22 protein-coding genes are annotated in these 20798 nt (G+C 34.3%); all 22 read left to right on the top strand.

The window, feature by feature from the left end; genetic code table 11:
- Positions 1-15 precede the first annotated feature (15 nt).
- A complete protein-coding gene (locus GSQ74_RS11125) occupies positions 16-1296 on the top strand; it encodes an ABC transporter ATP-binding protein (RefSeq protein ID WP_158993220.1) in 1281 nt (426 codons plus the stop codon).
- 4 nt (positions 1297-1300) lie between these two features.
- Positions 1301-1933 (top strand): CatB-related O-acetyltransferase, encoded by a 633-nt coding sequence (locus GSQ74_RS11120; protein WP_254060866.1) that lies wholly within the window; start codon positions 1301-1303, stop codon positions 1931-1933.
- Entirely contained in the window at positions 1923-2564 is a 642-nt protein-coding gene (locus tag GSQ74_RS22920) for a CatB-related O-acetyltransferase (RefSeq protein ID WP_305777731.1), read from the top strand. Before GSQ74_RS11120 ends, GSQ74_RS22920 begins: the two co-directional genes overlap by 11 nt.
- A gap of 48 nt (positions 2565-2612) precedes the next feature.
- The gene (locus GSQ74_RS11110) at positions 2613-3500 is read left to right on the top strand and encodes an alpha-1,2-fucosyltransferase (protein WP_158993218.1); all 888 of its coding nucleotides are present in this window, start codon (positions 2613-2615) and stop codon (positions 3498-3500) included.
- A 28-nt stretch (positions 3501-3528) separates the two neighbouring features.
- A complete protein-coding gene (locus GSQ74_RS11105) occupies positions 3529-4320 on the top strand; it encodes a glycosyltransferase family 2 protein (RefSeq protein ID WP_158993216.1) in 792 nt (263 codons plus the stop codon).
- The gene (locus GSQ74_RS11100; protein ID WP_158993213.1) at positions 4317-5138 is read left to right on the top strand and encodes a DUF5672 family protein; all 822 of its coding nucleotides are present in this window, start codon (positions 4317-4319) and stop codon (positions 5136-5138) included. Before GSQ74_RS11105 ends, GSQ74_RS11100 begins: the two co-directional genes overlap by 4 nt.
- A 54-nt stretch (positions 5139-5192) precedes the next feature.
- Positions 5193-6053 (top strand): alpha-1,2-fucosyltransferase, encoded by an 861-nt coding sequence (locus GSQ74_RS11095; protein WP_158993211.1) that lies wholly within the window; start codon positions 5193-5195, stop codon positions 6051-6053.
- Between the two features lie 11 nt (positions 6054-6064).
- Positions 6065-7003 carry a glycosyltransferase family A protein gene (locus tag GSQ74_RS11090; RefSeq protein ID WP_158993209.1) on the top strand — a complete coding sequence of 313 codons (939 nt, stop codon included), beginning with the start codon at positions 6065-6067 and terminating at the stop codon, positions 7001-7003.
- Positions 7000-7212, top strand: coding sequence for a hypothetical protein (locus tag GSQ74_RS11085; protein ID WP_158993207.1), 213 nt, complete (start codon positions 7000-7002; stop codon positions 7210-7212). Before GSQ74_RS11090 ends, GSQ74_RS11085 begins: the two co-directional genes overlap by 4 nt.
- 89 nt (positions 7213-7301) lie before the next feature.
- Positions 7302-8354, top strand: coding sequence for an NAD-dependent epimerase/dehydratase family protein (locus GSQ74_RS11080; protein ID WP_158993205.1), 1053 nt, complete (start codon positions 7302-7304; stop codon positions 8352-8354).
- Positions 8355-8387: 33 nt separating this feature from the next.
- Positions 8388-9497: a hypothetical protein gene (locus GSQ74_RS11075; protein WP_158993203.1), complete on the top strand. Its 1110-nt coding sequence runs from the start codon at positions 8388-8390 to the stop codon at positions 9495-9497.
- Between the two features lie 103 nt (positions 9498-9600).
- Positions 9601-10035, top strand: coding sequence for a DapH/DapD/GlmU-related protein (locus tag GSQ74_RS11070; RefSeq protein ID WP_254060865.1), 435 nt, complete (start codon positions 9601-9603; stop codon positions 10033-10035).
- A gap of 167 nt (positions 10036-10202) precedes the next feature.
- Entirely contained in the window at positions 10203-11324 is a 1122-nt protein-coding gene (locus GSQ74_RS11065; protein WP_158993199.1) for a hypothetical protein, read from the top strand.
- A gap of 1 nt (position 11325) precedes the next feature.
- Positions 11326-11919: an acyltransferase gene (locus tag GSQ74_RS11060; RefSeq protein ID WP_158993197.1), complete on the top strand. Its 594-nt coding sequence runs from the start codon at positions 11326-11328 to the stop codon at positions 11917-11919.
- 16 nt (positions 11920-11935) lie between these two features.
- Positions 11936-13183, top strand: a complete 1248-nt coding sequence (locus GSQ74_RS11055; protein WP_158993195.1) for a glycosyltransferase family 4 protein — start codon at positions 11936-11938, stop codon at positions 13181-13183.
- A 7-nt stretch (positions 13184-13190) separates the two neighbouring features.
- Positions 13191-14591: a hypothetical protein gene (locus GSQ74_RS11050; RefSeq protein ID WP_216846720.1), complete on the top strand. Its 1401-nt coding sequence runs from the start codon at positions 13191-13193 to the stop codon at positions 14589-14591.
- A complete protein-coding gene (locus tag GSQ74_RS11045; RefSeq protein WP_158993193.1) occupies positions 14592-15767 on the top strand; it encodes a glycosyltransferase family 1 protein in 1176 nt (391 codons plus the stop codon).
- A gap of 9 nt (positions 15768-15776) precedes the next feature.
- Positions 15777-16964: a glycosyltransferase gene (locus GSQ74_RS11040; RefSeq protein ID WP_158993191.1), complete on the top strand. Its 1188-nt coding sequence runs from the start codon at positions 15777-15779 to the stop codon at positions 16962-16964.
- 43 nt (positions 16965-17007) lie between these two features.
- On the top strand, positions 17008-17550 hold the full coding sequence (locus tag GSQ74_RS11035) for a DapH/DapD/GlmU-related protein (protein ID WP_158993189.1): 543 nt from the start codon (positions 17008-17010) through the stop codon (positions 17548-17550).
- A 159-nt stretch (positions 17551-17709) separates the two neighbouring features.
- Positions 17710-18546 (top strand): glycosyltransferase family 2 protein, encoded by an 837-nt coding sequence (locus GSQ74_RS11030; protein ID WP_158993187.1) that lies wholly within the window; start codon positions 17710-17712, stop codon positions 18544-18546.
- Positions 18547-18725: 179 nt separating this feature from the next.
- Positions 18726-19409 (top strand): response regulator transcription factor, encoded by a 684-nt coding sequence (locus GSQ74_RS11025; RefSeq protein ID WP_158993185.1) that lies wholly within the window; start codon positions 18726-18728, stop codon positions 19407-19409.
- A 3-nt stretch (positions 19410-19412) separates the two neighbouring features.
- Positions 19413-20771, top strand: coding sequence for an ATP-binding protein (locus GSQ74_RS11020; protein ID WP_158993183.1), 1359 nt, complete (start codon positions 19413-19415; stop codon positions 20769-20771).
- The last annotated feature ends 27 nt before the right edge of the window (positions 20772-20798 follow it).

Below are 20798 nucleotides of genomic sequence, written 5' to 3'. Positions count from 1 at the left end.
TATTATATTTATTTCATGAGCGATATTGCTATAAGGGTTGAAAATTTATCGAAGGCTTACCAATTAGGCGATTTTGGAACAGGAACTCTGAGTCGGGATTTAGAAAGATGGTGGGCGTTGATGCGTGGTAAAGAAGATCCGTTTTTGAAGATTGGTGAAGTTAACGATAGAACATCAAAAGGCGAAAGCGATATAGTTTGGAGCTTAAAAGATATTAATTTTGATATAAAAGAAGGGGATGCTGTTGGTATAATTGGTCGCAATGGGGCCGGTAAAAGTACATTGTTAAAAGTATTGAGCAGGGTAACATCACCAACTACAGGAAATATTAAGGTAAAAGGCCGAATAGCCAGTTTGCTGGAAGTTGGCACAGGTTTTCACCCCGAATTGACGGGGGCCGAGAATATCTATTTGAACGGCGCTATTATGGGGATGACAAAGCGCGAAATAAAAAAACGATTCGACGAAATCGTTGATTTCGCCGGTGTTGATCGCTATGTTGATACTCCAGTAAAACGCTATTCGTCGGGTATGTATGTACGGTTAGCTTTTGCTGTAGCGGCTCACCTTGATTCTGAGATATTGATAGTTGATGAGGTTTTAGCAGTTGGCGATGCTGAATTTCAAAACAAATGCCTTGGTAAAATGGGTGATGTTAGTAAGGGAGAAGGGCGGACTGTATTATTTGTTAGCCATAATATGGGTAGCATAAATCAATTATGTAACAAAGCAATTTTACTAAATAATGGTAACATATTAGATTATGATAATGTATCAATAATAACACCCAAATACTTCAATTTCGGGAAGAATAATGATGCATCGATTGCATTACATGACATTAAGAGAACAGGTAACGGGTATTGCAGGTTTGAAAGTGTTGAATTAAGACGTAATAATGAAAATTTTGCCAGTCGCGAATTTTCTATAGGTGACGATTTAAACATCGTATTTAAAATCAGATATAAAGACGATCCTATTCCTTTAAAAATGTCTGTTGAATTAAAAACTTCTGATGGGTTAAAATTATCCAATATGATTGATGTTGATTCAGGTTACCAAACTTCATATATACCGAATAATTCTGTTATAAAGATTACGTTACCAGATTTAAGACTATATCCTGATACTTATTATTTAAGTTTATATGTGGGGGATTTGTCAAGTGTTGAGCCCTATGATTATTTAGAGGATTGCATAAGCTTTGATATTATAGATGGAGGCACTTTAACAACTCGGCCATTACCACGAAGCGCGGGGCTATTATTTTTAACACCTAAGTGGGAGGTCTTATAATAAAATGAATTATAAGACTTTTTTTAAAGGAATTAAAAGCATTTATAACGATCTGCTTATAAAAGAGAGATTAAATAAATTTAATATTATAAGTAATAATAATATTAAATCTGACCAAGTAAGTTTAACATCAATTATTGGTCATGACGTTACTGCTATGGAGGGAGTATATATTTGCGATCGCAGCACAATTGACAGTTATACATTTATAGGATTTAACGCTCTTATCTCTAAATGTACCATTGGTAGATATAATTCAATTGCAAGTAATGTTAATATAGGTCATGGCGAACATTCTCTTTATACAATTTCCACTAACACTAATTTCATTACAAATGCCCATGATTTTCTTACAAATGCCCCTTGTATTATTGAGCACGACGTTTGGATAGGAGTAGGTAGTATAATCAGGAGAGGTGTTACGATTGGAGTTGGCGCCGTAATTGGGGCTAACTCATTTGTTAACAAAGATGTGCCCCCATATGCAATTGTTGCGGGTTCCCCGGCTAGAATAATTAAATATCGATTTAGTCCTGAAAAGATTGCTATGATATTAGCATCTCAATGGTGGAATTTAGAATTGGACGAGGCTAAAGGTATTATCGAAGAATTAGAGCTTAACACAAATGGGTATTAAAGATTTTTTTTTTAAGAAGAATAAAAAAGAAACGCTTTCTAATAAAAGAATAGGCGAAAGAGTTGTCATGTCTAATAGTTTTATTGATGAAAATACATCTGTTGGAAATGATTGTTTTTTACATAATGTTACAATCGGTAGTTTTTCATATTTATCGTCCAATGTATCTATAATGAATACTAAAATTGGAAGCTTTTGTTCTATTGGCCCAGGAGTATATATTTGTTTAGGAAGACATCCATCTGATACATTTGTATCTACTAGCCCTGTTTTTTTTTCTCCCCTAAAACAATGTGGTACAACTTTTTCGAACGAAAGCTATTTTAAGGAAATGGGAAATACCGTAATAGGAAATGATGTATGGATAGGCGCTAATTCTGTCGTCATGGATGATATAAATATTGGCGATGGGGCAATAGTAGGCGCAGGTTCAATAGTAACACGTGATGTCCCTCCTTATAGTATTGTTGTAGGTGCTCCCGCGAAAGTAATTAAATATAGATTTACTCAAGATGAAATAGATTTTTTGATGAACTTTAGATGGTGGGAAAAAGATCATGAATGGGTGAAGGCAAATTATAAAGACTTTCATAACATCAAGTTATTTATGGATAAAAATAGAGCGCAATAAATATTGGTTAATTTAATATCACTGATACTTTAATCAATTGTATTACAAATGATTTATACCGAAATAAGCAGCGGCCTCGGAAATCAACTTTTTCAATATGCGGTTGCAAGGCAGTTGTCAATAAAAAATAATACTTCTTTAAAACTGGATATATCATTTTTTGACAACCAAAATTTACGAAATTATAAATTACATAATTATAATATTAACGCTACGATTGCTGATAAAATTGAGATTGACAATTTTTTAAGTATTTATAGTCGAGACGTATTATATGCCAAACTTTATAGAAGAATAGAAAAAAAGATCCCCAAATACTTTAGAAAATATTACTCAGAAACCCAATGGTGGGTATATGAAGCGGAATTATCTAAAGTAGCTAACAATACTTACTTGAAAGGTTATTGGCAGCATTATAAGTATTTTCAAAAAATTGATAGTGGGATATTTAATGAACTTACGCCTAAAAATGATGAATATAATAACTATAGCATCACACATACGATATTACAAGATACTGCTTCAGTTTCAATACACATCAGACGCGGAGATTATATAACGGATACAGCTGCGAATGATTTGATGGGGACTTTACCTCTTGAATATTATAAAAGCGCGATAAAATATTTAAAAGAACAATTAATTGCACCTTTTTTTTATATTTTTTCAGATGATTTAGAGTGGGCAAAAGATAATCTGAATCTTGGTAATAGTGCACAATATATTGATATTGCTAATGGCGGAAAAGATTATATCGAGCTATATTTAATGAGTAAATGCAGACACAATATCATTGCCAATAGCTCATTTAGTTGGTGGGGCGCATTTCTTAATCAAAACAAAGAGAAGATTGTTATTGCTCCGGCGCAATGGGTTAAATCAGATTTAATGAATAGCAAAGTCGAGATTCAATGCCCAAGCTGGATCAAAATGTAATGTATTGATAATCATATAACTTAAGCAAATGAGGAAACTTTCAATTATTACAATAAATTATAATAATAAAGATGGTTTACAAACTACTATTGAGAGTGTAATTAATCAAACTAATAAAAACTTTGAATTCATTGTAATAGATGGTGGTTCAACTGATGGAAGTGTCGAAATAATCGATAAAAATAAAACTGATATTGATATTTGGATAAGTGAAAAAGACAATGGTATTTATGACGCTATTAACAAAGGTATTAATACAGCTACCGGAACATATTTAATGTTTTTAAATAGTGGAGATTATTTATCAGCGAACGACACAATTAATTTGTATGATAAATACATTTTAGATTATCCAGGAACAGATATATTTTATGGCGATATAGTTATTCTGCATGCTGATAGCAATACAAAATACATTCATAAACACCCCGAGAATTTGGATTTGGCATTTTTTCAAAAGGATACCTTAAATCATCAGGCATCACTAATAAAAAGTGAATTGTTTAAAGATTTCGGCTGTTACCCTCTGGAGTATACATTAGCAAGCGACTACTGGTTATATGTTAAATGCATAATAGAAAGTAGAAGCTTTGTTCATGTAAATCATCCAACAATTATTTACGATTTTAACGGGCAAAGTACTACAAACCGAGTTGTTTATCTGGCTGAAATGAACTTGATTTGGGAAAAACTGGTGCCTAAATATGCCCAAAAGTTAACAAGTATAGTTAATGATTTTAAATTATTAACAGGATATAAGATTGTAAAAACGGCAATTAACCTGAATTCTAAAATTCAAAAACTCAGAAATAAATCATGATCTCGACTGATAATTTATGTGTAATAATACCGGTACATACACCTGAGTTATCGGAAGATGATATTTTATCATTACAGGCATGTTACAATCAATTAAAACAATATATCTGCTTTCTGGTTTTTCCAGAAGGTATGAATGTTGATAAATATCTTGGTATACATAAAAAATTATCGCTCGTGCCTGTAGATCCCTCTTGGCTGTCTTCAGTTGAAGATTATAATAAGATGAAGATAGATATAAGTTTTTATGAAATATTTAGGCAATATACTTTTATGTTAACTTATGAACTTGATGCATATATTTTCAATTCCAGTTTTGAAACGATAACCTCTTCTCCATTTGATTATATAGGCGCTCCTTTTTTTGAAGGTTATACAGAAGCTTCAGCAGATGCTGATTTTAAGAATGGGGGAAATTCCGGGTTTTCAATAAGAAATATACAATCCTGTATTAAAGTTTTGCATTCAATGAAAAAGTACTATCCTCATTGGCAATTCTACAAATACATACTTTCCCACTTTCCTAAATTTAGATATCATCTCAATCGTATTACCAAAGGTAAATATGATATCCTTATTAATGGGCACGTGGGGTTTTATTACTTAAAAACCCATACAAATGAAGATGTTTTTTGGTCGCAAATGGTACCAATACTATTCCCAGCTTTTAAAGTGGCCAATTCAATACAAGCATTAAAATTTAGTTTTGAAATTAATCCTGAAAAATTATTGGAATTAAACAACGGGCATCTTCCAATTGGTTGCCATGCATGGCCTAAGAATAAATTTTTTTGGAAAAAGTATATCGATTTAAATTAAACATCTTACATATTTAGATGTAAGCAGCTATCTTATATATTATTAATTCGACTTATGTTAATAGTTTCGAAACTTAACGGGCAGCTTGGGAATAAATTATTTCATTTCAGCTATTTTATTGCTAATGCTATTGAGCACGAACATAAATTGGTATACCCCGGTTTTAGCGAGTATAAAGAATACTTTGAAAAAACAGCCCTAAATGATTTTGGACGATATAATGTAACTCAAAAGATATTGCCTGGGGGGATATTTAATAAACGGTTAAGTATTCTTCTCCAATATCATAAAATAAAATATTATAAGTTTGCGTACCATAGTTTACAAGATGAGGACTATCAAAATATTGACTTTGATTTAAACAATATTAATTTCCAGGAATTAATAAAAAATAAAATTTTAATAGCAGATGGTTGGCAATACCGTGACCGTGATAACTTAGTAAAACACAAAGAAACTATAAGAAGTATTTTTACACCACAAAAAAAATATCTTGATAAAGTTGAAAAGCTTATAACAGATTTAAGGCAAGCAGCAGATGTGGTTATTGGCGTGCACATTAGGCGCGGTGATTATGCCAGTTTTAATAACGGGAAGTATTTTTACCCGGTTGAAGTGTATACAGAAAAAATGAAAGAAATTAAAAGTCTTTTTGAGCAACAAGGGAAAACATGTGCGTTCTTAATTTGTTCAAACGAAAGTTTTAATAAAGATATTTTTAATAACATGAAGGTAAATATTGAAGAGAGGCATTTTATTACAGATATTTACGCGTTATCCAAATGTGATTATATAATTGGGCCGCCAAGTACATTCAGCCTTTGGGCTTCATTTTATGGAAGCGTTCCGTTAATGATGATAGAGACGCCTGATATGAAGGTTGAATTGGATAAGTTTAGTATAGCAAATAATTAATAATTTATAATATGGCAGGTTTTTCTATAATCGTTTGTTGCTACAACTCTTCGAAAAGATTGCCCGAGACGATAGCTCATTTTTCAAAACTTGATTTGAACGATGACAATGAGATTGAGGTAATAATTGTAGATAATGCTTCTACAGATGACACGACAACTGTTGCTATTGAAGAAGGAAGAAAATTTAAAGGTTTAAAAAATTATACAGTTTTAAAAGAGTTAACACCTGGTAAAAGTTCTGCATTAAGAAAAGGAATTCGCGAAGCAAAATATGAGTATATTATAATATGCGATGATGATAACTGGCTTGATGCCGATTATATAACCGAAGCGGCAAAGTTAATGCAAAAGTATCCCACCGCTGGTGTAATCGGCGGCCTAAGTGTTGCTGCATTTGAGTTGGGAACTAAGCCTGATTGGTTTGATGATTATCATGGTGTATATGCCATAGGTTCCCAGTATCCAAATGATGGTATAATAACAAAAGAAAAAGGATATGTATTTGGGGCAGGCAGTGTTTGGCGCACAAGTGTGTTATTAGCAATTACGGAAACACCTCAGGTTTTAACCTGTAGGGTTGGTAATAAATTAAGCTCTGCTGGTGATACTGAACTATGTTATAAAGCCATAATATTAGGGTATGACATAGTTTACTCATCTAAACTTAAATTCACACACTTTATGCCGGCAGCAAGGTTAACAAAAGCCTATATTAAAAGGTTTTACGAAGATTCTGCACCGGATATGGTTCACTTACATGGCTTATTATACCAAAGTGGTATCCAGCAAAAAATGTTTAATAGCAGTATTAAACGCACATGGTGGGGGCAAGCATTGGCTATTATTAAAAATACAATCTTAAATAAGAACAATTCATTTAAGTTAAGTTATATTCAATTCAAAGAATTGTGTAGAATGAATTGGAAATACGATAAATCATTTAAATGAAGATTCTTTCTATCCAACCTGGTTCTCTTTATCAAAATGGGGGTGCTGCGCGCGTTCTCAGGCGCTTGTATCAAGGTAAAGAATCTGACGTTTTCTCTGTAGAGGTAATAACGATGCCAACGCTAGATATATCCAGTGATTTGAAAGAGGTACTTATTCCTGCTTTTCCTTTACAACAGATATGGATCAAGCTATTAGGTGTTTTATGACACTGAAAAACGCATAATTTTATTAATAAGATATGCCATATTGCAAGGTTTATATTCTAAGTTTAATTTAAAAACAAGTTATTAGTAAAATGAAAAAACTATTAGTTACCGGTTCGTCCGGCTTAATCGGATCAGAGGTATGTGTCTTCTTTTCGAAATTAGGGTGGCAAATACATGGTGTAGACAATAACCAACGTGCAGTTTTTTTTGGTCCACAAGGCGATACCAGATGGAATCAAAATCGGTTAAGTGAAAAATTAGAAAATACGTTTGAACATCACGAACTTGACATCCGAGATCGTACTGGAGTGCTTGCTTTGCTTAAACAGATAAAACCGGATGCAATAGTTCACACCGCTGCACAACCTTCCCATGATAGGGCAGCGGATATCCCATTCGATGATTTTGATACGAACGCAGTAGGAACATTGAATTTGCTTGAAGCAGTGCGGCAAGCCTGTCCGGAGTCTCCATTTGTACATATGTCTACAAATAAAGTATACGGCGACCGGCCGAATACTATTGCTCTTAAAGAATTGGAAACACGTTGGGATTATGACGATCCGATTTATGCTGAAGGTATTAATGAGGAATTTTCTATTGACCAATCAAAGCATTCGCTTTTTGGGGCATCAAAGGTAGCTGCGGATGTAATGGTTCAGGAATACGGCAGGTATTTTGGTATCCCAACATGTTGCCTTAGAGGCGGGTGTTTAACTGGCCCTAATCACTCGGGGGTTGAACTTCATGGTTTTTTAAGTTATCTTGTTAAATGCAATATTGAGGGTAAAAACTACAATGTTTTTGGTTATAAGGGTAAACAGGTGCGTGATAATATCCACTCGCATGATGTAGCAAACTTTATAGATAATTTTATAAATGCTCCACGAATTGCAGAGGTGTATAATATTGGAGGTGGACGAGATAATTCATGTTCAATATGGGAGGCTTTTAAAATAGTTGAGCAATTTTCAAATAAACCTCAGGTTTATACATATGTTAATGAGAACAGGATAGGTGATCATATATGCTATATTTCAAACTTGAATAAAATGAGGCAACATTATCCGGGCTGGGACATTACAATTTCGCTGGAAGAAACAATAAGACAAATTGTTGAGGCCCAGCTAAATAAAAAATAACAGGCTCAACTATAAGTTATTTTAATAGCAAACATGAAAATTCTATCTTACCACCCACTTTATTTGTATTCTTATGGTGGCGGCGCACGCATACTGCGGCGTTTATACAAGGGCCATGAAGATAAAGTAATAGGCTTTACTACAATTTATTATTCTTCGAAATATACTCCCGGAGCAATAAAGGAAACTGTTTATAAAGTTAAGCCAACCTATCAAAGTTGGATGAAATCATATTTGCGCACAATTGTATATTGGTCACAGTATCATACATTTTTAAACTATAATAAAAACCGGATTAAAAAGAAAGCGTTAACGCTGGATTATGATATACTACATGTAGTTGATCATGGCCCTTTTTCTGCAACGTTAAGTGATTTGAGTTTAAAAAAAACTGTTTGGACATCATTTCATGATCACTTTTCAACTGCAGGTGGTTCATTTGAAAATACACAAAAACTTTGGCTTCAATCCACAAGGAGATTAGTTATATCCGAGCAAATGGGGGTTGAGTATCAACGGTTATTTGGAGAAAAGGAATTTGAAATAATCACAGATGGAGTTAATATAGAAGAAAATGCAATTCCATTTAACATAAACAAATCTGCAATTACAATTTATTTTGCAGGTTTACTTCACCACGATTATTTACCATTGTTTGAAGTTCTTGCCACCGCTATTGATAAATTAATAGTTGAAAAGAAATATCATATAAGGGTTGTTTTGAGAGGTACGCAACAGGTAAAATATCTTAACAACAGATTGTTTGAAACTATATATAATCCTGCTTCTTTTGATGATGTAGAACTTAGAAATGAACTCAATTCTGCTTCAATTCTTTATCTTCCAATAAAATTTACTGTTCCTGATTTTTATTTATATAGTCTTTCAACCAAAATGATTGGCTATCTAGGTGCTTCAGGATCTATACTTTATCATGGTCCTGATGATAGCGCTGCTTGTAAATTGCTGAAAAGTTCAAAAGCTGCTGTATGTTGTAATTCATTAAACGTAGATGATTTAACAATAGCCATAGAAGAGTTAATTGATAATTCTCAGCAATTTTCGCGAAACGCAAAAGAATTAGCAAAGTCTAAATTTGATATGGAAAAAATTAAAGAACGTTTTTGGCAGCTAAATACCTAATAGAATGCATCGATTTTTGTCAGAGTTCAGATTGTATTTTTGTAATAGATGGGTTTCATGTATCCCCAGTCATACATTCAGGCTTTGGTTTTACCGAGTTGTAATGAGATTTAGGATAGGCCATAAGAGTAGTATTTTTATGGATTGTGTATTTGACTGTAAAAATGGATTTGTAATGGGCGACAATTCTGTTATTAATGCCAAATGCAGGTTAGATAATCGTGGTAATATAATTATAGGGAATAATGTATCAATATCACAGGAAGTAATTATTCTAACAGCTGATCATGATTTTAATTCACCTGATTTTGCTAGTCGCAACAAGCCAGTGGTAATTGAAGATGATGTTTGGATCGGTACCCGGGGAATAATATTACCCGGGTGTACAATAGGCAAGGGCGCTGTTGTTGCAGCAGGTTCAGTGGTTACTAAGGATGTACCAGCTTTTAGCGTAGTGGCAGGAATTCCTGCACGGATAATTAAAACACGTAATAATGATCTTAATTATAAACTTTCGTACCGTAGGTTATTTCAATAATACTAGCTATATGAAAGTTATTGATAATATATGCTTAATGTGATAGTTTAAAGGGGTTAGAATTGCGATGGTACCATTGTTGCGACAGGTGTAGTTGTTACACAGTCTATTTCTTAGTATGAAATATAGGCAAGGGGCCTGCAAAAAGATAGGAGACAGAAAATAAATTGAAAATTATTTTTATATGTAGTTCTTTTGAACTTGGTCGGGATGGAGTTGGTGACTATGTTCGCCGTTTATCGTTTGAATTGATCCGTCAGGGCCATATAATAGCTGTAATAGCTTTAAATGATAAATATATTAAGGATCAAATTGTAGAAAATCAACACATTGAAAATGTTGATTTATCGGCATTGCGTTTATCTGCAGATTTACCTTTAAGATCTCGACTTAAAACCGCAAAAAAGTATATTGATGAATTCAACCCCAATTGGATAAGCCTGCAATTTGTTATATATGGCTATCATCAAAAAGGATTACCATTATGGCTTAATAAACTGGCGACACTTGGGAAAGACAGGATGTGGCACGTAATGTTTCATGAACTATGGCTTGGCATAGAAATTAATTCTAGCACAAAACATAGGATATTAGGTGGAGTCCAAAAAATAATAATTAAAGGTTTAATTAAAAGTTTAAAGCCAAAAGTTATACATACACATACACTTCTTTATCAACAAGAATTATTAGGAATTGGGGTAGAGGCGCAGCATTTACCTTTATTTGGAAATATCCCATTAATTAACAGCATAAAAGAGCCAAAGCAATTAATAATTGATAATAATTGTATAAAATTAGTACTATTTGGTCACCTGCATCCTAATACCCCAATATCTGATTTTGCTAAGGAATTATCTGAATATGCAATCGAAAAAGATTTAAATGTCTCTTTAACTCTAATTGGTAATTGTGGAAAAGAGCAACAAAGTTGGATTGATGCGTTTAATTCGCTAAAAATGAATGTAATTGTCTTAGGGAAACAACCAGCAAGTTATGTTTCGGAAACGTTGGCTTCATCCAGTGTAGGCATATCAACAACGCCCGTTGCATTGCTCGAAAAAAGCGGTTCGGTTGCAGCAATGCGTGAGCATGGCCTTTTTGTGATTTGTGTTCCAAGTTTATGGCATCCGAAACTAAATAATAATATAAATTTATCCAATGGTATCGCGGTTTACAAAAAAGGAAATTTAAAATCACTTTTTACAAAAACAACAAATCAGTTACCGGTTAATAATATTTTAGGTATAAGTTCTCTATTTATTGATTCCCTTTTTAACGACACTAAATAATATGGCCAGTATTAATTATCTTTGGAAGAATAGAGCCCGGTTCCCTTTTGGAAGCCGTAAATTTTGTAGAGCGTGGGGTAAACGTATCTTTTCATTTCCCGATCATTTAATCAGAAGCATTCGCCGTAATAAACTTATTGCAAAAGGTGCAGTTATAAGCGATACAGCCGAGATTGGAAAATTAAGAGCTGATGGGCATAAAAGTAAATTAACAATAGGTGATTTTACTTTTATAGGGAAAGTATATATAGCACTTCATGAGCAAGTTGAAATAGGGTCGAAAGTATGTATTAACGATGGTGTTGAAATTTTGACGGCTTCGCATGATGTGAGCGACCCGGGATGGAACCATATTAAAAAGAAAATTGTTATTGATGATTATGCGTGGATTGGAACAGGTGCAATGCTACTGCCAGGGGTTCATATTGGTAGGGGAGCTGTAGTTGGCGCCAGGGCCGTAGTTGCAAAATCTGTGCCCGCGTATGGTATTGTGATTGGTAATCCGGCAACCCTTCTTCCCAAAAAAAGAGTTACAGACATTGATTATAATCCTTGTGGATTCTTGGCTTCGAACCAAGCTTGGTTAGTGGGGTAATTATAAGTGATATAAAATGAAATTAATAATTTCTCATCCTACAGGTAATAATAATTCAAGGGCTGTTGTTTATAAACTTGCCCAAGAAGGTATGTTATATGAATTTCATACATCAATAGCATCTTTTCCAAATAGTTTGCTAGGTAGATTACAAAAAATACCCTTTCTAGCTGAATTTCAAAGAAGAAACTTTGAGTATAAAATTAAACATCATACAAAAGTATGGCCTTTGGTAGAAGTTGGACGTATGTTATCCATAAAGGTCGGTTTTAAAAAATTAATAAAACATGAATACGGGATATTTAGTGTTGATGCCGTATATAAAAGTATTGATAGGCACGTAGCATCTACCTTAAAAAAAGCAGCTAAACACGGTGTAACTGGTGTATATGCCTATGAAGATGGTGCATTAGAAACATTTAAACAAGCGAAATTGTTAGGATTAAAATGCATATATGATTTACCTATAGCGTATTGGGAAGCAGGTAAAAAACTAATGAATGAGGAGGCTATACGGTTACCTGGTTGGGCCGATACTTTGGGTGGGGGAATACATAATTCCGCAGCTAAATATGAAAGAAAAAAACAAGAATTGGAATTAGCGGATCTTGTAATTGTACCTTCGCATTTTGTGTTAGAATCATTACCAGAATGGGCGAAAAGTAAAAAAATAGTAATGGCGCCTTTTGGAACGCCCGCTATTGATAATGAAAAACAGCAAGTTGATAAAGGTGAGCAGCTTAGCCGCCAGTTGCGCGTATTATTTGTAGGGTCGATGAGCCAACGCAAGGGACTTGGCGATTTGTTTACAGCGGTTAAAATGTTAAATAACCCAAATATTGAACTTGTAGTTATGGGAGAACCTCAGATGCCTATAGACTTTTACCGAAATGAACTCCCGGATTTCACTCATGAGCAAGGGAGGCCAAATAAGGAGGTATTGGCATTAATGCGTACTTGTGATGTGTTTTGTTTACCATCAATAGTTGAGGGCCGGGCACTGGTTATGCAAGAGGCAATGAGCCAGGGATTACCATTAATTATTACACCTAATACAGGTGGCGAAGATTTAATTATTGAAGGAGAAACAGGTTTTCTAGTGCCAATAAGATCACCTCAAATTATTGCAGAAAAATTGAAATGGTTCTTGGATAACTATAATGAACTAACTGAAATGAGTAAAAAAGTTAAGTTACAAGCAGCAAAATATACTTGGGCAAATTATGGTAAAATAGTTATTGAAAGCATTAATGAGTTAACTTAATTGTTATATGGATATTTCAATTACTCCCCCCGATAAAAATAATTTAACGTTGCCCGCTAATAACGGATCACGAAAACATGTAACGCGTGATCCCTATTCTGCCATTAAAAAGGGCATTTGGATATATTTTATACTATTAATATTTGAAGGAGCACTACGTAAGTGGATATTACCTGGTTTATCATCGCCATTACTTCTTATTCGTGATCCGTTAGCCATATGGCTTGTTTATACAGCTTGGAAGAGGGGGGTAGTTGTATTTAATATCTATGTAATGATAATATATGTAATTGGAATAGTTGGACTATTTACAGCCATTTTTTGGGGCCATGGTGTTTTTCTAGTAGCACTTTATGGTGTTCGAACATTGATAGTACATTTTCCCATTATATTTGTAATTGGTAATGTGTTTGATCGTGAAGATGTATTAAAATTGGGTAGGTTTTTAACGTGGTTAGTGTTACCAATGACCCTATTAATAATTTTGCAATTTTACAGTCCACAGTCGGCTTGGATAAACCGCGGTATAGGGGGCGATGTTGCAGGGGGAGGATTTACTGGTGCTTTAGGTTTTTTTCGGCCACCAGCAACTTTTTCATTTACCAATGGTACAGCACTTTTTTATAGTCTATCGGCATGTTTCATATTTTATTTTTGGATAGTAAGACAAAAAGAAATGAATAAAACAATATTGTTGTGTGCTTCAATAGCTCTTCTGATGTCAATTCCACTTTCAATAAGTCGCACGTTGTTCTTTTCTATATTAGTTACAGTTGCATTTGTATTGTTGGCTGTTCTCAGGAGTAAACAATCGGTTGGGAAAGTTATAATAATTGTCATTTCGGTGCTTACTTTGTTTGTTTTACTAAGCCAACTTTCGGTGTTTAAAACAGCTACAGAGGCATTTTCAGAACGTTTTACAAGTGCAAGTAAATCAGAAGGTGGAGTAAAAGGCACATTGCAAGGACGTTACCTCGGTGGAATGTTTTCTGCCATAACCAATTCAGATCAATTGCCATTTTTTGGCATGGGTATAGGCATCGGTACGAGCGTTGGTGGTGCATTGATTTCCGGGAAAGCCCAATTTCTTGTTGCTGAAGGTGAATGGGGAAGATTAATAGGCGAAATGGGGATAATTATGGGCCTTACGGTTATTGTTATCCGTTTGGGTGTAACAGGTAAAATTGCTTTAGAATGTTTTAAATTTTTATCTAAAGGAGATTTCTTACCATGGATTTTGTTGAGTTTTTGTGTACTAACATTACCTCAGGCTCAATGGTCGCAACCTACTTCACTTGGTTTTAGCATTTTTGGAGCTGGCATAGTAATAGCTTCCATGCGAAGCGGAAAAAGTTCAGTAATTAAAAATTTAACAGATCCCGCAGGTGAATTAACCTCTCAAAACTAGATGAAAATCGTGTTATTTGCCCATCCTGATTTTCTAGGCCAACAGAGTATGCCAAGGTTTACTAATATGCTGGCCGAGAGTATGCGTGTAAAAGGTTATACCGTTGAAATATACTCTCCCCAAAAAGTTTTTTCTAAAATCGCGGCTCCTTCCATATTTAAAAAATGGTTTGGGTATGTTGATCAGTTTATAATTTTCCCCCTATTCGTGCGTAAGCAGGTTAAGCGTAACAATAATACATTTTATTTATTTACCGATCATGCTTTGGGGATGTGGGTGCCAATAGTAAAACGTTTACCCAACTTAATTATTTGTCATGATTTTTTGGCCCAACGATCAGCAAAAGGCGAAATACCGCAAAATCCAACAGGCTTAACCGGTAAAATATATCAGCGTCTTATTCGCAAGGGATATAGCAAAGGAGAAAATTTTATCGCTGTATCAAAAAGAACTCAGGAAGACCTTCATCGGTTTTTAGGTCGTGTCCCTAAAATGTCTAAAGTTGTTTATAATGGGTTGAATAAAGATTTTGATTTAATCGAAAGCTTTAGTTCCAGGGATATACTATCCAAGCTTACAGGCATTGATTTAAAAGATGGCTATATTTTACACGTGGGCGGCAATCAGTGGTATAAAAATAGGATGGGAGTAGTGAAAATTTATACGGTTTGGCGTTTATTAAGTGATAAAATACTTCCCTTACTATTAATTGGGATAGCGCCTTCAGAAGCCTTAAAACAAGAAATTGAAACTTCTCCATATAAAAACGATATTTTTACATTGGATAATATCAATGATGAATATATAAATGTAGCTTATTCAGGTGCATCGGTATTACTGTTCCCATCAATTGCCGAAGGTTTTGGTTGGCCAATTGCGGAAGCTATGGCTTCGGGTTGCCCAGTTATAACCACAAATGAAGCCCCTATGACAGAAGTTGGTGGTGACGCAGCCATCTATATTGATATAATGCCATTAATTAAAGAAGAAATAGATATTTGGGCTGAGAAAGCAGCTAACACATTAAACCAATTAATTAATTCACCGGAAACGAATAGGGTCGAAATTATACGCAATGGTAAAAATAATGCTAAAAGGTTTGATACAAATATTGCAATGGATGAAATTGAGAGATACATTCGTGAAACTCAAACTTTAATTAATTTTAATATATAGTATTACCATATGAATATACTCCATGTTATAGTAAGTATGGACCCGGAAAGCGGTGGTCCTTGTCAGGGTATAAGAAATCTTGAAATAGGTAATAAAGATTCCGATGTGATCAGGCAGGTTGTATGTTTGGATGAAAATTATTCAAAATATATTAATAAAGATACATTTAAGATCAATGCATTGGGTGATGGTAAGGGGAGATGGCAATACTCGAAAAAATTGATCCCGTGGTTAACAGCTAATCTGGAAAAATTTGATATTGTTATTATTCATGGCTTATGGCAATACCATAGTTATGCAACATGGAAGGTTATAAAGGATTTAAAAAAACAGTATCCGAATAAAAAACTACCCAAGGTTTTAGTGATGCCGCATGGTATGCTTGATCCATATTTTCAATTTGCAAAAGATAGAAGAATAAAAGCTATAAGAAACTTTTTTTATTGGAAATTTATAGAAAATAGACTAGTAAATGATGCTGATGGCTTATTGTTTACTTGTGAGGCTGAACTATTACTAGCACGTAAAACATTTACACCTTATAACCCCAAAAAAGAATATAATATTGGTTACGGGGTTGCTACTCCACCTGATTTTAATGAGTACATGACAACTTCGTTCAAAGAATATTGTCCTGGATTAAAAGAATCATCTTATTTGCTTTTCTTAGGCCGTATACATGAAAAAAAAGGTGTTGATCTTTTAATAAACGCATATAAATTATTGAGTAATCAATACATCGACATGCCTAAACTTGTTATTGCAGGGCCCGGACTTGAAACCGCATATGGTAAAAAAGTACAAGCATTAGCCAAAGGCTCTTCATCAGAGAGCATTTTTTTTACAGGCATGCTATCTGGCGATGCGAAATGGGGTGCATACTATGGGTGCGAGGCTTTCGTGCTTACCAGCCATCAAGAGAATTTTGGAATTTCTGTAGCTGAAGCGCTTGCATGTTCCAAACCAGTATTGATTTCTGATCAGGTTAATATCTATCGTGAGATTAAAAAAGGTGGGATAGTGGGAAGTGATAATTTAGAAAGCATAAAAAACATTATTGAAAAATGGATAAGATTAAGTGATTCCGAAAAAAATAACATGTCGGAAAATGCTTTTTCGGTTTTTAAAGAAAATTTTGAAATTGCACCAGTATCACAAAGAGTTAATGATGTATTGTATTCACTATTAGATAGTTAATTTAGTCTGGTAGTTGTTATTTCATTTTTATGAATATATTGTAATGGTAAATACAGATACACATACAGGTCCTTCATTCTCATTAATGAATCGTATAAAGCGAGGGGTATGGAATATTACTTACACCCTCTTTTTCTGTTATTCACCAAGAGTTTTATTTGGATGGAGATCGTTTGTTTTACGAATATTTGGTGCAAAAGTAGGCAAAGGTGTGCATGTTTACCCAAAAGTAAAAATTTGGGCACCCTGGAATTTAATATTACATAATCAGTGTGGTATTGCTAATGGCGTAACACTTTATTCACAAGGCATAATAACAATAGGCCATAAAGCGGTAATATCACAGGGGGCGCATTTATGTGCCGGTACCCATGATTATACGCGCAAGGGATTTCCTCTTATAACAATGCCAATAAATATTGGTGACGAAGTCTGGATAGCTGCCGAAGCATTTATCCATCCGGGGGTTTCTATTGGCGAGGGATGTGTTATAGGGGCCAGATCTGTGGTGAACAAAGATATGCCTGATTGGATGGTATGTACAGGTCATCCGTGCGTAGCTGTTAAAAAAAGAATTATAATATAAATACTATAATCATATTTATAAGGGGCTATTGATCAAATCTAAATTGTTTTGAAATCGTTTATTGGTGTAGTAAATAGAAACTAATTATTCGTATTTAGATTATTGTATCTTTAATGATGAAAGACATAAAATGTTACCAAACATTAGTAATATATTAAAATGATTTCTGTTATTATTCTAACAAAAAATGAAGAAAATGACTTGCCATTATGTTTAAACTCTTTAACATGGTGTGATGATATTCATATACTTGATTCGGGAAGTATTGATAAAACTATTGAAATTGGAAAAAAATATAATGCAAAAATTTCTTCTAATCCTTTTGAAAGTTTTGGTAAGCAAAGAAATTACGCTTTAAATAACTTAAATATCAATCATAATTGGATATTGTTTTTAGATGCTGATGAAATTGTAACTGAATCCTTTTTTGTGGCAATTACTAATGCTATACTTGGTGCAAGTAACGAAGTGGCGGGTTTTTATTGTTGCTGGAAAATGATGCTTGAAAATAGATGGTTGAAGCATTGTGATAATTTTCCAAAATGGCAATTTAGATTAATGAGAAAAGGTAGGGCGATGTTTACTGACTTTGGTCATGGTCAAAAAGAAGACAATGTGATAGGTGAAATACTATATATTAAAGAGCCTTATCTTCATTTTGGCTTTTCTAAAGGTTGGGCTCAATGGATTGAACGGCATAACCGTTATTCAAGCGAGGAAGCCGTAGTTCGCCTTAATAATTGGCCTCCGTTTAAAAATATATTCTCTACGCATGCAAGTCTGCGTAATCCCGCTTTAAAATCACGGCTAAGTCATTTACCGGGATGGCCATTATTACGTTTTTTTCAGGCATATGTATTAAACTTAGGTTTTTTAGAAGGTATACCCGGACTTATATACTGTATTAACATGGGGTATTATGAGTTTTTAATTCAAATAAAAATCCGGGAATTAAAAACTAATAAAACTGAGAGCCTGTTAAAAATAGATGAATAAAAACACTAATTGTGAATCACGACAAACCCAACTAGTATGAAAACTTATTCAACTGATTTAAGCGATAACCAGTGGCAATTTATAAAAAAGACCTTACTGAAAAGTAAATAGCAAAACTTAAAACAGTTATAATTATTAATGATGTTTTATATATTGACTAATAATTTAAATGTAATAGAATGAATTACATCTGTTTAGTTGAAGATGAACAAAAAGTAGCCGCCTTTATTTGTAAAGGACTGGAAGAGCATCGCTATAAGATAAAAACTGCGAAAAATGGTGCCGAAGCTGAAATGCTTATAGCAACCGAAAGTTTCGACTTGCTTATATTGGATATTATGCTGCCGGATATAAATGGCATTGAGCTATGCAGGCAGATAAGAGTAACCGATCAGCAAACACCAATATTAATGCTGAGCGCGCTCGATCAGGTTCAAAATAAAGTTTCGGGATTAAAAGCAGGGGCCGATGATTACCTGATAAAGCCATTTCATTTTGGTGAATTACTTGCCCGTATCGAAGCTTTACTGCGTCGCAAGCACAACCCATCAAAAGAAGGGCATGTACTTGAGTTTGATGATTTAAAGCTTGATACCTGGAGTAACACCGCCGAAAGGGCCGGAAAGCAAATAATTTTAACAGCCAAAGAATATGCGTTGCTTGAATTGTTCATGCGTAGCCCTAACAAAGTACTATCACGCGACTATATAGCCGAGCAGGTGTGGGGAATAGATTTTGATACCGGTACAAATTTCATAGATGTTTATATGAACTATCTGCGGAAAAAAATCGAAAAAGATTTCAAGAAGAAGCTCATCCATACAGTTATTGGTATGGGGTACATTATGCGGAGCGAGAGGTAAACCATGAAGATAAAGAATAGGTTATCACTATATTTTAGCGCCATTAGTACCATTGTGCTGTTGATAGTTGAGATAGTAATTTGCCTTATCTTCAACTCTTTAATCAAAACCGATTTTTACAGCCATTTAATGGATAGGGCCACTGTTGCTGCCCAGGTTTATCTTGAAGCCGATGAGATTTCTGCCGACTCTTTAATCCACGTAAGGGAGCGTTATGTTAAGCGACTACCTAATGAAGTTGTGCGGTTTTATGATGATAAAAATACAGCATCGTTCATAAAAGATAAAGACCAGTACTGGACGGATGCGGTAATAAATCAGGTAAGAAAATCAAAAGAAGTGGAGTTTGCCGAAGGTAACAGGCAAACGGTAGGTATTTATTATAATGATAACCAGGGTAATTTCGTAATTCTGGTTTCAGCGGTTGACGAGCAGGGAACCAAAAGAACTAAAGATTTGATTAAAGGCATGGCCGTATTGTTGATCTGCTCAATGGCCATTCTGTTTTTAATTAGTCGTTGGTTTGCCAAAAAAAGCCTGGAACCTATTGCTAAGTTAATTAAACAAATGCATAAGGTAAGCGCCGGTAATTTAAGCTTGCGTGTTGATGAGGGTGATGGCAGAGATGAAATAAGTGAGCTGGCGGCTAATTTTAATAATCTCTTACGTAATCTTGAGAATGCTTTTGAATTACAACAATCCTTTGTAGTAAACGCTTCGCATGAATTACGCACGCCTATAACAACTATAATTGGCGAGATTGAAATTTCACTTAATAAATTACGAACACCCGAAGAATATCAACAAGTATTACGATCAATATTGACCGATGCCGAGCGGTTAAATACCACCACCACCAGTTTACTTGAACTGGCACAGGTTGACATGAATTTTACGCAATTATCTGTATCACCCGTTGCTATTGATGAGTTGATATGGGAAATAAATGATTACTGGGCATCCAAAGCCGGTAAAGGAATGCTGGCAGTTAACATACTTCATCTGCCGGATGATGCTGAAAACCTACAGGTAACAGCCAACAAATCCTTACTAACAGTGGCTTTTAATAACATAATTGCTAATGCCTTTAAGTTTTCAGCCAACAAACGCGTTAATTGCGATCTATACGCTGATGATAAGATTATTAAAATAACAGTGGCCGATTCCGGTGTTGGTATCCCACCGCAAGAACTGGCGAAAATATTCGAATCATTTTACAGGGGTACCAATGGTAAGTACTTTCAGGGTACGGGCGTTGGCTTATATGTTACCAATAAAATAATTAGTTTGTTTAACGGTAAAATTGATGTTGATTCAACAGTAGGGGTAGGTACAAGTATTGCAATTTCCTTTATTAGATAAAATCTAATCCTATTCTAATGCCATCTT

The sequence above is a fragment of the Mucilaginibacter sp. L196 genome (assembly GCF_009765905.1).
Classification (GTDB): domain Bacteria; phylum Bacteroidota; class Bacteroidia; order Sphingobacteriales; family Sphingobacteriaceae; genus Mucilaginibacter.
Note: the sequence above shows the minus strand (reverse complement) of the source record. Positions and strands in the feature narration are given on the sequence as shown.

Bases quoted from the DNA above. Each gene is read 5' to 3' on its own strand.
- GSQ74_RS11125 (WP_158993220.1), top strand. From the start codon at position 16: ATGAGCGATATTGCTATAAGGGTTGAAAATTTATCGAAGGCTTACCAA.
- GSQ74_RS11120 (WP_254060866.1), top strand. From the start codon at position 1,301: ATGAATTATAAGACTTTTTTTAAAGGAATTAAAAGCATTTATAACGAT.
- GSQ74_RS22920 (WP_305777731.1), top strand. From the start codon at position 1,923: ATGGGTATTAAAGATTTTTTTTTTAAGAAGAATAAAAAAGAAACGCTT.
- GSQ74_RS11110 (WP_158993218.1), top strand. From the start codon at position 2,613: ATGATTTATACCGAAATAAGCAGCGGCCTCGGAAATCAACTTTTTCAA.
- GSQ74_RS11105 (WP_158993216.1), top strand. From the start codon at position 3,529: ATGAGGAAACTTTCAATTATTACAATAAATTATAATAATAAAGATGGT.
- GSQ74_RS11100 (WP_158993213.1), top strand. From the start codon at position 4,317: ATGATCTCGACTGATAATTTATGTGTAATAATACCGGTACATACACCT.
- GSQ74_RS11095 (WP_158993211.1), top strand. From the start codon at position 5,193: ATGTTAATAGTTTCGAAACTTAACGGGCAGCTTGGGAATAAATTATTT.
- GSQ74_RS11090 (WP_158993209.1), top strand. From the start codon at position 6,065: ATGGCAGGTTTTTCTATAATCGTTTGTTGCTACAACTCTTCGAAAAGA.
- GSQ74_RS11085 (WP_158993207.1), top strand. From the start codon at position 7,000: ATGAAGATTCTTTCTATCCAACCTGGTTCTCTTTATCAAAATGGGGGT.
- GSQ74_RS11080 (WP_158993205.1), top strand. From the start codon at position 7,302: ATGAAAAAACTATTAGTTACCGGTTCGTCCGGCTTAATCGGATCAGAG.
- GSQ74_RS11075 (WP_158993203.1), top strand. From the start codon at position 8,388: ATGAAAATTCTATCTTACCACCCACTTTATTTGTATTCTTATGGTGGC.
- GSQ74_RS11070 (WP_254060865.1), top strand. From the start codon at position 9,601: ATGAGATTTAGGATAGGCCATAAGAGTAGTATTTTTATGGATTGTGTA.
- GSQ74_RS11060 (WP_158993197.1), top strand. From the start codon at position 11,326: ATGGCCAGTATTAATTATCTTTGGAAGAATAGAGCCCGGTTCCCTTTT.
- GSQ74_RS11055 (WP_158993195.1), top strand. From the start codon at position 11,936: ATGAAATTAATAATTTCTCATCCTACAGGTAATAATAATTCAAGGGCT.
- GSQ74_RS11050 (WP_216846720.1), top strand. From the start codon at position 13,191: ATGGATATTTCAATTACTCCCCCCGATAAAAATAATTTAACGTTGCCC.
- GSQ74_RS11045 (WP_158993193.1), top strand. From the start codon at position 14,592: ATGAAAATCGTGTTATTTGCCCATCCTGATTTTCTAGGCCAACAGAGT.
- GSQ74_RS11040 (WP_158993191.1), top strand. From the start codon at position 15,777: ATGAATATACTCCATGTTATAGTAAGTATGGACCCGGAAAGCGGTGGT.
- GSQ74_RS11035 (WP_158993189.1), top strand. From the start codon at position 17,008: ATGGTAAATACAGATACACATACAGGTCCTTCATTCTCATTAATGAAT.
- GSQ74_RS11030 (WP_158993187.1), top strand. From the start codon at position 17,710: ATGATTTCTGTTATTATTCTAACAAAAAATGAAGAAAATGACTTGCCA.
- GSQ74_RS11025 (WP_158993185.1), top strand. From the start codon at position 18,726: ATGAATTACATCTGTTTAGTTGAAGATGAACAAAAAGTAGCCGCCTTT.
- GSQ74_RS11020 (WP_158993183.1), top strand. From the start codon at position 19,413: ATGAAGATAAAGAATAGGTTATCACTATATTTTAGCGCCATTAGTACC.